At 74.6% G+C, this 11,643-nt stretch carries 8 protein-coding genes; 3 read left to right on the forward strand and 5 right to left on the reverse strand.

From position 1 onward, the window contains the following. Nucleotides 1-1,097 (reverse strand): serine/threonine-protein kinase (locus I6A81_RS01925; RefSeq protein ID WP_307874404.1); only part of this gene is annotated, 1,097 nt, incomplete at its 3' end. 534 nt (nt 1,098-1,631) lie between these two features. After that, nucleotides 1,632-3,272 carry an NYN domain-containing protein gene (locus I6A81_RS01930; protein ID WP_203007365.1) on the reverse strand — a complete coding sequence of 547 codons (1,641 nt, stop codon included), beginning with the start codon at nt 3,270-3,272 and terminating at the stop codon, nt 1,632-1,634. A gap of 731 nt (nt 3,273-4,003) precedes the next feature. Between I6A81_RS01930 and I6A81_RS01935 the strand changes: the two genes are divergently transcribed. After that, nucleotides 4,004-4,273 carry a hypothetical protein gene (locus I6A81_RS01935; protein ID WP_203007366.1) on the forward strand — a complete coding sequence of 90 codons (270 nt, stop codon included), beginning with the start codon at nt 4,004-4,006 and terminating at the stop codon, nt 4,271-4,273. Nucleotides 4,274-4,391: 118 nt separating this feature from the next. Here I6A81_RS01935 and I6A81_RS01940 read toward each other — a convergent pair whose 3' ends face one another. The 3 genes from I6A81_RS01940 to I6A81_RS01950 all read right to left on the reverse strand — a co-directional run bounded on the left by I6A81_RS01940 (nt 4,392) and on the right by I6A81_RS01950 (nt 8,867). Next, complete coding sequence (locus tag I6A81_RS01940) at nt 4,392-5,819, reverse strand: AAA family ATPase (RefSeq protein ID WP_203007367.1); 1,428 nt, start codon at nt 5,817-5,819, stop codon at nt 4,392-4,394. 154 nt (nt 5,820-5,973) lie between these two features. Further along, on the reverse strand, nt 5,974-7,674 hold the full coding sequence (locus I6A81_RS01945) for a hypothetical protein (protein ID WP_203007368.1): 1,701 nt from the start codon (nt 7,672-7,674) through the stop codon (nt 5,974-5,976). Continuing rightward, nucleotides 7,671-8,867: a hypothetical protein gene (locus I6A81_RS01950; protein ID WP_307874405.1), complete on the reverse strand. Its 1,197-nt coding sequence runs from the start codon at nt 8,865-8,867 to the stop codon at nt 7,671-7,673. Before I6A81_RS01950 ends, I6A81_RS01945 begins: the two co-directional genes overlap by 4 nt. A 284-nt stretch (nt 8,868-9,151) precedes the next feature. On the opposite strand from I6A81_RS01950, the gene I6A81_RS01955 reads away from it, so the two are divergent. Both I6A81_RS01955 and I6A81_RS01960 read left to right on the forward strand, forming a co-directional pair. Then, nucleotides 9,152-9,988, forward strand: a complete 837-nt coding sequence (locus tag I6A81_RS01955) for an ABC transporter ATP-binding protein (protein ID WP_203001973.1) — start codon at nt 9,152-9,154, stop codon at nt 9,986-9,988. A gap of 293 nt (nt 9,989-10,281) precedes the next feature. Then, the gene (locus I6A81_RS01960; protein WP_203001974.1) at nt 10,282-11,604 is read left to right on the forward strand and encodes an ABC transporter substrate-binding protein; all 1,323 of its coding nucleotides are present in this window, start codon (nt 10,282-10,284) and stop codon (nt 11,602-11,604) included. Nucleotides 11,605-11,643: the final 39 nt, after the last annotated feature.

The raw sequence follows: 11,643 nt of genomic DNA on the forward strand, positions 1-11,643 counted from the left end.
GCCATCGGGCCGGGCGCTGGAGGCGCGGCCATCGGGCCAGGCGCCGGAGGGGCGGGAGGGCCCGCGGGCGGCGCGGCGGCCACGGCCGTGGGCGGTGGCGGCAGATAGGCGCGGATCGGCCACTGTCGCTCGAGAACGAGCGCCACGCCGCGCGCCAGCACCCCGTCGGCCTCCGGGGCGGGCGAGGCGCCCACCCGCGCCGAGCCGTCCACCGGCGAACCGGAGGAACCCTGGGCGGCGAGAGCCCGCGCGCCGTCGCCCGTGGCGGCGCCACCGGCCTCGACGGCCCAGTCCGGCCCCCCCACGAGCCGCAGCAGCCGGCTCAGCAGCGTGGCCGCGTCCGGCCGGGCCGCAGGGTCCTTGCGCAGCGTCTCGTCGACCAGGCCGGCCAGGTCATCGGGGATGCCGGCCAGGTTCGGGGGGTCGTGGCGCACCCGGAACAGCACCGCGTCGGTCGGGCCGGCGCCGAACGGGGTCCGCCCGGTCGCCGCGTAGGCGACGCTGCAGCCCCAGGCGAACACGTCGGCCGGTGTCCCGACGACGTCGATGCCGTTGAGCTGTTCCGGGCTCATGTAGCCCGGGGTGCCGACCGGGGTGCCCACCCGGGTGAGCACGGTGACGTCTGTGGCGTGCGCGATCCCGAAGTCCACCACCTTGGGCCCGGCCTGGGTGAGCAGCACGTTGCCGGGCTTCAGGTCGCGGTGCACCACGCCGGCCCGGTGCATGGCGAGCAGCGCCTCGGCGAGACCGACGGCCAGCGTCCGCAGCGACGGACCCGTCACCGGGCCATTACGCAGGATCCAGTCGGCCAGCGTGGGGCCGGCGAGGTACTCGGTGGCGAGGTAGGGCGGGTACCAGTCCGGGTCGGCGGCGTAGACACGGGCGGTACACAGGCCACGCACCCTGCGCATCAGCTCGATCTCGCGGCGGAAGCGGGCACGGAACTCGGGCGCGTCGGCGAGCTCACCGCGGATCACCTTGACCGCGACGGGCGTCTGCCCGAGCAGGCCGTAGTAGACGACGCCCATCCCGCCGCCGCCGATGCGCGCCGTCAGCGTCGTCGGCCCCAGCCGCACCGGCAACGCGATGTCCTGCACGCCGACCGCTCTCCGATGCTGTCTCGACCCGCCGCTGTCACCGCCACCGCGGCGCGCCGGTGCCCGTCCTCCGGCGCGATGACTCCGACGCCGTGACGCTGGCGCCGTGCCGTCCCGCCCGGCTCGCCTCGTTCGTGGTCACATTACCGCCGGGGTGAGGACGCGAACCGTCCCATCGCGGAGGCGCTCCGACACGCCTGGTGCAGCCCTCCTTGACAGGCTGCCGTGTCGCCTGGGCCGAGAGAGCGCCGGGCGGCCCGCCGCGAGCGCGACCCTCGCCGCGGCGGTGCCCGGGCGGCGTCGGCGCCCAACCGCCGCCGCCTGCCCACCGGCCCGGCCAGGGACGTCAACCAGGGGATATCGGATTGCCGACAGCCCAGAACAGTGGACGACTATCGTCACGGCGCACAGCGCGGACCAGGTCCCGCGCGGACCAGACCCCGCCCGGATGGTCCGGCCAGGCGGCGCCCGCCTGGTGAACCGGGAGGGGGTGGCCCGTGGCTCGGCCGCGTCGCCCGCCGGCGGCGGCCGGCCTCAGCCGCAGGCCTGGCCGACCAGGTCGGGACTGGACCCGGCGCCCTCGGTGCCCGCCGCGGCCGCCTTGGGCACCGGCGGCACGCCGACGATCCAGGCACGCAGGTGGGCGATCTCGTCCGCGGACAGCTCCATCCGGGCGTTCTGGCAGAGCACGACCGCGTTGTCGGCGAACGCGCGGGCAAGGGTGTCGGCGTCGTCGCCGGGCCGCGGCGGGCGGCCGGCATAGAGCAGGCCGTTGAGGACGAAGTTCACCGCGCCACGACCGATGTGCTCCCCGCGCTCGACGCAGCGGTCCCGGACCTCGCGCGACGTGCCGGTCCGGTTGAAGCCGCGCGCGCCGACCTCGGCGGCGAGCTCCTCGAACAGCGCGCGGAACTCCCGTGACGTCAGCCGAGGTATGTCGGTGACGGCCGAGATCCGGGTGACCAGCTCGGCGAGCGGGCCGGCCGGGACGGCGCCGGCGGGCGGGCCGCTGGGCGGCGCGGTGTGCCGACGCGGGTCGTAGATGTACTCGGGGGCCGCGGTGATCACCAGGCCGGGCAGGTCGACGAGGCTGAGCAGTTTCTTGAACGAACCGGTGCCCGCCCAGCCGTCGGTCGTCTCGGGCCCGAGGTGGGCGCGCACCAGCTGGGCGACCGAGGCGAGGGTGATCGGCCGGTCGGAGGCCGCGACCTGGGCGCGGACCTGCGCCGCGATGGCGCGGCGCAGCAGGTACTCGCCCGGCCCCGCCGGCAGCGCCTGGGAGGCCGGCGCGGCCTGGGCCACCGGGGGCCCCGCCCCTGCCGGCGACGCGGCGGGCGGGGGTGTGGGTAACTCGGCGGAGGCGGGCTGAAGGCCTGTCGGCTGGGCCTGGGAGCCATCCGAGGCCGGGTACGGCCCCGCGGCCGCCGCCGCGAGGGCGCCTGGTGCCGCGGGGTTCTCCGGCGCGGAAGCCTCGGCCGCGGAGCTCTCAGGCGTGAGGGTCTCAGGCGTGGAGTGCGCCGACGTGGGGGGCACGGGCATGGGGCTCACGGGGCCGGGGCCGGTGAGGGTGGCCCCGATCCCGCCCGGCGCGCCGTTTCCGTTCCCGGCCGGCTGACGCGGCTCCCAGGACAGCGCGTCGTCGATGAAGGTGTCCTCGCCGACGACGTGATCGCAGGCGGCCCGAAAGGCCCTGGCCGACGGTCCGCTGGTGATGATGACCGTGCGGCGGTCGTGCGCCCGTAACCGCAGCATGACGGGGGTGTAGTCGGCGTCGGCTGACAAGAGGATGACCTCGTCGAACCGCGTCGGATGGCCGAGGATATCGAGGACATCGATGACGATGTGAATATCAGCCGAGTTCTTGCCGGCGGCGGTCAGCGGCGGGCAATCGACGACGTGGAAGCCCGCTCTGGTGAAATACGCGCGGTAGCGCGCTGAACTTACCGGATTGAGGTAGCAGTACCGGATAAGCAGATCCCGGCGAAAATCGTTGGTCCCCAGCGCGGGGTAGGCGAGCTTCTCCAGCCAGCCGAGCCAGCCCTGCGGGTTGACCGCGAAACGGTTCGCGGCAACCGCGTCCAGGCGTTGAAGCCCCAGGTGGATGTTCTCGAAGTCCACGAACAGCGCGCTACGAACCCGTAATACGCCCCGCTCGCCGCCAGCCGCCCCTGTCATGTCGGCCATCGTGCCCGATCGCGCGCCGACGACCAAGTCCTGGATCCGCCAGTCGCGAGCCCGCCCACCACCAGCCACACTCGGTCGTCGAACGGACGCGCACCGTCCAGGAGCCTTGGGCGCCTCCGCCCCGAGGGTCCGCCGAGAGCGACCGACGGGACACGTCGACCAGCTCCGCCACCCGCCGCCATGCCCACCAGCTCGCCTGCCCACCAGTTCGCCGCCATGCCGACCCGTCGAACTGGGAGTCGCCCGCCCCGGGCGCCCGGGGCGGGCGGTACCGCCCGAGAGGCGGTGCCCCGCCGGACGCCGCGTGTCGGACAACCCCACGCGCGCGTCCCGAGCCGCGGTCCGTTCCTCGACCGTCTCGTCCCCCGATTCCGTTATGCCCCGCTACGGGGCCGTTTGCCGGACTCCATCGGACGGGCTATCGTCGCCTCGGCGCCGCTGCCCGCGATGCGCACACGGTGAACGAATGCCGAGCGGGCGGGCCTCGCGTCGAAACCAAAGATTCGACAACCATCGACGGGCCGCCGCTCGGTCGCGTCAGTCACTGGAATCCCTGAAATCCCTGGCCTCGCGGCCGTTCCCGGGACGAATTCCTCCCCTCACGAGGAAGTAAAGCGCCGTCGCCACCGTCACGGCCTGATCTTGCGCTGCCCGCGCTCGGGTGACGTCCGGAGCGTCCACGCCCCCGCGATAATCGCCAGCCACGTTCTCGAGGAGACGAGATGACCGACCCGCACGCGACGGACGAAGGCGACGCGGGCCTGCGCGTACTCTGGCTGCTGGTCTTCGTGGCCGGCTGCCTGGTGACCTGGGCCGCCTGCGCCGGCTACGCCACCCCGGCCTACCGCACCTGCGCCGAGCCGGCGCCCGTGCGGCCCGCGCCGGTCACGCCCGCCTCCTCGGTCCCGACGCCGCTCCCGGCTGAACAGGGACCGCTCGTCCTCCGGCCGGTCGTCTTTCCTCCGCCCGTGGCCTGCGGACCCGCGGCCTGACCACCCGGCCCACCGCGCCGGTGCCGGGACATGCCCGGACCCCGCCGCCGACAGCGGACGTCAAGGCGGCGGACTTCAGACGCGACGGACTTCAGGCCCGGGAGACCTCGCGACGTGGTCACAGCCGGACCGCGTGACGTTCCAGCTGGGCGAGCACGGTCTGGTTGGCGGCCCAGCCGTCGGGGAACCTGACCGGCTCCCGCAGGTGGACCGGCTCATGGGACGGGTGCGTGTCGAGCAGCTCGCGGATGCCGGCCCGCGCGACGACGACGCAGGCCTGCCGATGCCGGGACGCCAGCACGCACAGCCGGCCGGCCTCCAGGTGGAACGCGGTCGCGTCACGCCGGCCGGACAGCGGGTGCAGCACGACCGTCACGTCGTACTCCCGCCCCTGCAGCCGGTTGGCGGTGTCCACGACGACGTCGCCGGCCAGTTCGCCGAGGGCGGCGCGGATCGCCGCGACCTGGTCGCGGTGCGCCGCGCCGACGGCGACCTGGCCCGCCGTGACCGGGTGCTCGTCGCGACGGTCGAGCGCGGACGCGACGGCGCCGCGGGCGAGCAGCCGGCGGGTGACGTCGGCGACCGCGCGAACCGCCTCGGCGTCCGTGCGCAGCGTGTACCGGGGGGGCAGCTCCAGCAGCCCCCAGCCGGTCGCCGCCGCCACGTCCAGCACGTCGTCCACCGCGCCGGCGCCCGCTCCCCTGGCTGGGACACCCCCGGCCGGAACACCCCCGGCGAGGTCACCGGCCGAGCCGCGGCCGGTGAACGTGAGCCGCCGGTCACCGTCGTCGTTGCCGGTCCGGAAACCCGTGAACGGGTAGAACGCGTCGGCGACCACCCGTTCGGCGCTGCGCGGCAGCCGCCACGACACTGGCAGGTTGTGCACCGGCAGGTCGTGGTTGCTGCGCAGCAGCACCGCCACGGCGCTCTGCATCGGGTCCCAGGTAAGCCCGCGCCACCGGTCGTTCTCGACGGTCGAGAACGGGTCGAGCTGGCCCGGGTCACCGACGAACAGTGCCTGCTCGAACAGCCTGGCGATCGCCAGCAACGCGTCCGAGCGCATCTGGTAGGCCTCGTCGACGATCGCCCACCGCCAGGCGGAGTCCCGCACGTAGGCCCACTTCGCCGCCGTGGCCACGGTGATGTCCGGATCGGCCAGGGACTTCAGGTCGCTACCGACCACGACGTTCGGCAGCCCGTCGAGGCGCGGTGGCGGGACGTAGCCGGCTCGGCCGAGCCGGCCGACCCGCAGGTCCGGCGCCTGGTCGGCCAGAGCCACGGCCAGCTTCTCGACCAGGTCGTCGACCTGCTCGTTCGTCTGGGCGACGATCATCAGCCGCTCGCCGTCGACGGCGAGGCCGGTCGCCGCCCGCACCACCAGCGTCGACTTGCCCGCCCCAGGCGGCGAGTCGACGACGACGCCTCGATGCCGCCCCGACCGGAAGTCCGCCAGGATCGCCGTGATCACTCGCTCGGCCGCGGCGGCGGGACTCTCCAGCCGGCCGCCCGCGCCCGTGACCCGCGCACCCGCGCCCGTCACGCTCACCCGACACCTTCCACGTCATCGTCCCCGCGAGCACCGCCGTCCCCGCGAGCACCGCCGCCCCCGCGAGTGCCACTGCCCCGACGAGCACTGCCGTCCCCGCGAGCACCGCCGTCCCTGAAAGCATCGCCGCCGGGCCGCGGCCCTGCCGGGAGGCCTACTCCCACAGCTCCCGCGCGTCCTGCTCGGCCGGCTCGTACGGGCTCGGCGGGCCGCCGTGCGTCCACGGGGTGTCCTCCGGCGCCGGTAGCCCGGCTGAGAACGCCCCCTCGACCAGCAGGCTGGTGTAAGCGAGCGTCTCGCCCACTTTCGGCACCGACCCGGGCGGCGGCACCTTGGACCTGCCCATTCCGCCGCTGAGCTCCAGCACGACCAGAAACCCGTCATCCGCCGGCTCGACCGCCAGGGTGACGCCGGTCTGCCCAGGCCGTGCCGGCGAGCGGACCCTGGTACCGGTCGCGAGCCGCGCCGGGTCGACCGTGCGCAGCTGGACGAGCGGCCGGGTGACGAGGCTGCCGCGCTCGTTGGGCCGGCGCCGTTCCCGGTCGGCCCCGACGACGGTGCCGACGAACGCCTCGCCGGTCACCCGGTGACCCGCGAGCACCAGCGGGTCGTCGAAGGCCCGGTCGGCCTCGTATTCGGCGAGCTCCCGTTCCAGCGCGCCAAGCCGTCGGGCGGCGGCGACCGCGCCGTCGCGGCGGGCCTGCGGCAGGCCGCCGTCGGAGTCACGCAGGTAGCTGTAATACGCGGTGAACCGCGCCCGGTCTCGCTCCCAGCGCCGCGGCGCGGACGCGGCGGCCGGCAGCGCGCGCAGCCGGTCGACGGCCCGCCACATCAGCCGCCAGGTCGGCTCGAGCTGGGTCCGCGCGACCCGTTGGATCTCGGCCAGCGCCTCGCCCAGCCGCTCGTCGCCGCCACCGGAGCCGGCCTGTCCGGCGGCCGCCGCGTCGTAGGCCCGGATGGCCGGCGCGAGCACCCGGTTGTCGAACTGGGGGTCAGTGGCCGGCCCGGCCGGCGGCCAGCGGACCGGGTCCTCGGCCAGCAGGGCCGCCTCGGGCCCGGAAAGGCCAGCCGGTGGGTCGATCCAGGCCATCAGCGCCGCCAGGTTCGCGTCCTCCAGCGCGCTCTGCCCGGTCGCCCAGTGCAGGGTGAGCGCCTCCGTCATCGCCACCAGCGAGGCCGACCCGGGGTGCTCGGCGCGCCCGGCGAGATAGGTGAGCCACCGGCCCAGCACCGGCACCGCCGCCGGGACGGCGTGCTCCCCGGTGGTCGCCCGGAACCGCGTCGAGCGGCCGAACAGCCGGACGAAGTCGATCCCGGCCCGGTTGGGCACCAGCACCTGCGGCGCGTCGAGGAACCGCACGGGCTCGGCCGGCTCGGGAGCGGCCTCGGCCTCCCAGTCCGCGCCCGGCCCGTCCGTCCCCTGTTCGCCGGTCCCGGCGGCGTCAGCACCGGCCGGCGCGCCGCCGAGGCCGCCGGCGGCGGCGCCCGCCCGGCCGGCGCCACGGCCGGCGGGTGCGGTCGCCGGCTGCTGCCTCGCCGCCGCCTTCGGCGGCTTCACCGGCTCGGTGCCCGCGGCGGCGCACCGCTCGACGTGGGCGAGCAGGATCCCGGCCAGCTCACTGGCGAACGCGAACCGCAGCGCCCGGTCCCGCGGCTGCCCGACGACGAGCAGGGCGGGCGCCCGCTCGTCCGTGCCGACCAGCGCCGCCAGCGGCGCGTTCGCCTCGCCAGCCATCGTCAACGGCACCAGCACCAGCGGCCGCTCGGACAGGTGGACGTGGCGTACCGACGCGACCGGCTGGGCGGCCCCCGCCCGCGCCGCCAGCAGCCGGGCGTAGGCCTCGACCGCGCTCACGGCCCTGCTCCGGCCCCCGGCGGGGCGGCCGGTTCCCCATCCGCCGTCAAGGCCACCGGGGCCGGCGGGACAGCCGCGGACGCGGCCTGGAGGCCCTCGGCGTACACCCGGGCCGCGGTCCGCAGCATCGCCGCCGCCTCGGCCCGTTCCTCGTCGGGAGCCAGCGTCCCGTGCGCGAGGCCGAGGGCCTCGTCGATGGTCTCCACTCCACCGAGCTCCTCGCGCACGCCGGCGCCGAGCGTCGCGGTGCGCCCCGCCGCCTCCCGCCGGCAGAAGAACGCCAGCTCGCAGGTCGACAGGCAGCCGGGCGCGTACCGGGCGGCGACCCGGCCGAGGGCGCCGGTGAGCGCCTCGGCCGTCACCACGGGCCCGCCGGCGCCGTTCTCGGCCAGGTCGAGGGTCAGGTCGTCCGGCAGCGCGTCGAGCAGCGTGTCGATCCGGGTCAGCCGGGCCAGCTGGTGCTCCAGCACCAGCAACTGCCGGCGCACGTCGATCGTCGTCGCGACGGGGACGTTGGAGAAGTCCTTCGGGCAGACGAGCACGACCTCGTGCGAGACGGCGTCGGCCCGTCCCAGCAGGCGGCGCAGCGCCAGGACGTAGACGGCGGACTGGATCGCCGCCGCCGCGACCTTCTCGCCGTCCGCCTGGCCGTCGATCACGGGGAACGACTTGATCTCCACGACGTGGAACGCCCCGCCGTGCTGGAACGCGACCAGGTCCGGCTCGAGATAGACCTCCTGGCCCGCGATGTCGAGCCGCAGCAGCGGGTGGTCGAACACCGTTGGCCGCGCGCCCTCGGCGGCGCCGGCCAGCTGGGCGCGGGCCGCGGCGTGCCGCGGGTGCAGGCTGTCCCCGGTCTCGCCGGCGCCGAGGTCGCGGTACGTGGCCTGCTCGAGATCGAGGCCGAGGAGCTCCCGCAGCAGGCGCAGCAGCTCGGCGCAGCCGTCCGCCTTGACCTGCTTCTCGAACGCGTTGCCGCGCACGATCGCGAACTGGGACTGTCCGAAGGCCGCTGGGAAGCCCACCCGGGCCGCGAGCCGCTCCTTGTCGACCCCGGCCGCGTCCAGCACCGCCCGTCGCGCGCACCCCGGGTTGCTGGTCAGGGCCGCGATGGTCCGCGCGTTGTGCCGCCGGGGCGGCTCCGAGCCGCGGATCCGCCCAAGCCGCGCCTCGGTCTTCCCCTCGTGCCGCACTGGCCGCCCTCCGCACGCCGACGCCGGCATCGGCACCGTCCCGCCCGGCACCGCTTCGTCGGTACTGATCCTGACCGATGCGGTCCCGTAGCCCGCGGGTGGCCCACCGGGGACGACAGGGCCGGTGCCGCGCCCGGCCCTGTCGTCCCTGGTGGGCCGCGTCCGACCGCCGGTCCCCGACCGGTCGGTGCCGGTCATCCGGAGCCGTCCATGGCCGAGGGCCCCCACCCCACCCCTGGATAGGGTCGCGGGACGGGGAGCACTGGGGAGAAGAGAGCCGAGGGATGCCGGACACGACGGACTCGCCGGCCGTGGAGGTGCTGCGGGCCGACCGGGTGGACCTGGTCCGGGGCGGGCGGGACCTGCTGCGCGGGGTGGACCTGACCGTGCGGGCCGGCGAGCACTGGACCCTGCTGGGGCCGAACGGTGCCGGCAAGAGCACGCTGCTCGGGCTGCTCGGCGCGGTCACGCACCCGACGCGCGGCACGGTGCGGGTGCTGGGCCGCCAGCTCGGCAGGGTCGACGTCCGCGCGCTGCGCGCCGCCATCGGGCACGTCAACCCGCGTCACCCGCTGCAGTCACCGCTGACCGTGCGCGAGGTGGTCCTGACGGGCGTGACCAGCACGATCGACCTGGTCCCCCGTTGGACCCCGACCACCGAGCAGGAGCGCGACGCCGACGAGCTGCTCGACGTCCTCGGGATCGGCGCCATCCGGGACGCGCGGTGGCCGGACCTGTCCCAGGGCGAGCGCGGCCGGGCGCTGATCGCCCGGGCGCTGATGCCCCGTCCCCGGCTGCTGCTGCTCGACGAGCCGACGACCGGCCTGGACGTGGCCGCCCGCGAGCAGCTTCTGACCGGCCTCGACGAGCTGCGGGCCGAGCATCCGGACCTGGCGAGCGTCCTGGTGACCCATCACCTGGAGGAGATCCCGGCCAGCTCCACGCACGCCGTCCTGCTGCGCGACGGCGAGGTCGTCGCCTCAGGCGCCATCGACGAGGTGCTGACCACGGAGCGGGTAAGCGCCTGTTTCGGCCACCCGATCCGGGTCGCCCGCCTCGACGGCCGTTTCGTCGCTCGCGCCCAGCCCGGCCGCTCGCTTACCGACCGTCGCGGTCGCTGAGGAGCCGCCGGCGTATCCGCCGGCTCCGCGACCGACACCTCACGGCGCGGCGCCGGCCGCGTCCGTCCCATGGCCGAGACACTCGTCCCGGAAAATCAGACATTAGCGATCTGTTGACGCAGGTCACACGTGAGTATTCACTTGCGGCACAGTCACGACCAGCCGCCGCCAGGATCGGCCACGGACGTTCCGTGCCGACCGGGCGAGCGGGTGACCGAGTGCCACGCCCACGAGGGAACCAGCGGGCAAGCACTCCGTCGTGTCTTCCCGTCGTCCGACAACAAGGGGGACACATGCCACACCTCCGAGCGCTGGCCGGCCGGCGAGCGCGCCGCAGACCCGAATCCACGTCCTCGCGCTCCACCGGCTTACGGCTGGCCGCGACCGCCACCCTCGCGGCGAGCCTCGCCTTCGTCACGGCCTGTTCGGACGACTCCGACGGGGGCGGGACCACGCCCACGGCGACCGGTTCCGCGACCGCCCAGAGCCTCCTCGGCGCGGTCGACAAGGCGAGCGGCGAACCCATCAAGATCGGCCTGATCACCGACGGTCAGAGCGTCGTCGCGAACCTGACCATCCAGAACCGGGTGGCCGAGGCGACCGCCAAGTGGCTCAACGAGCACCGCGGCGGGATCGCCGGGCGGCCCATCGAGTTCACGATCTGCGAGACCGACAACGACCCGGCCAAGGCCGCCGACTGCGGGAACAAGATGATCGAGGAGGACGTGCCCGCCGTCCTCATCGGCACGTCGGGCGTCGGCCCGGACGCCTGGAAGCCGCTGGGCGACGCCGATATCCCCGTCATGATCTTCGGCACGAGCGATCCCGACATGCTCACCGACCCGGCGACGTTCATTCTCGGTGACCCAACCTTCGGCGTCATCGACATGCCTATCCAGGTCGCCCAGGACGAGGGCAACAAGAAGGTCACATCCATTGTGATCGACGTTCCCGCCGCCCTGCACTCCGCACAGGACATCGCGCCCCCGCTGTTCGACAAGGCCGGCATCGGCTACGAACTCCTGCGGGTCGCCCCCGGCACCGCCGACATGACCCCGCAGATGCAGCAGGTCAAGTCGAACGGCTCCGACCAGGTATTCATCATCGGCAACGACACGTTCTGCATCAGCGCGATGAACGGCCTCAAGGCCGTGGGCTTCACCGGCACCATCAGCGCCATCTCCCAGTGCTTCTCGGACGCGACCCGCAAGGCGGTGTCCGGTGACGTGCTGGAGGGCATCGTCGTCAGCGCCTTCGCCCCGATCGGGACGGACAACCCCTCGGCGGCGCTGTACAAGGAGGTCGTCGACACCTACGGCAAGGACATCGACCTGAGCAACCAGGACGGCATGGTGATGTTCACCATTGCCTCCGGCTTCCACGCGGCCCTCACCGGGCTCACCGGTGACATCACCCCGCAGTCCATCACGGCGGCCATCAAGGGCATGAAGGAGACGGAGCTGCCCGGCGCCGGCGGCCTGAAGTTCCGCTGCAACGGCAAGGCGCACCCCGAGTCTCCGGCCTCGTGCGTCCGCGGCGGCCTGGTGACGACCCTGGACGACAAGGGTCAGCCGTCCGAGTACAAGGTCCTCGGCAACACGTCGGTCGAGGACTGAGCCGTCGCGCCGGGCGGAGCGGCTGCCCGCTCCGCCCGG

The organism is Frankia nepalensis, from assembly GCF_016786325.1.
Taxonomy (GTDB): domain Bacteria; phylum Actinomycetota; class Actinomycetes; order Frankiales; family Frankiaceae; genus Pseudofrankia; species Pseudofrankia nepalensis.

Excerpts from the sequence above, each read along its gene's own strand:
- I6A81_RS01930 (WP_203007365.1), bottom strand. The coding sequence starts at position 3,272 with ATGACAGGGGCGGCTGGCGGCGAGCGGGGCGTATTACGGGTTCGTAGC.
- I6A81_RS01935 (WP_203007366.1), top strand. The coding sequence starts at position 4,004 with ATGACCGACCCGCACGCGACGGACGAAGGCGACGCGGGCCTGCGCGTA.
- I6A81_RS01955 (WP_203001973.1), top strand. The coding sequence starts at position 9,152 with ATGCCGGACACGACGGACTCGCCGGCCGTGGAGGTGCTGCGGGCCGAC.
- I6A81_RS01960 (WP_203001974.1), top strand. The coding sequence starts at position 10,282 with ATGCCACACCTCCGAGCGCTGGCCGGCCGGCGAGCGCGCCGCAGACCC.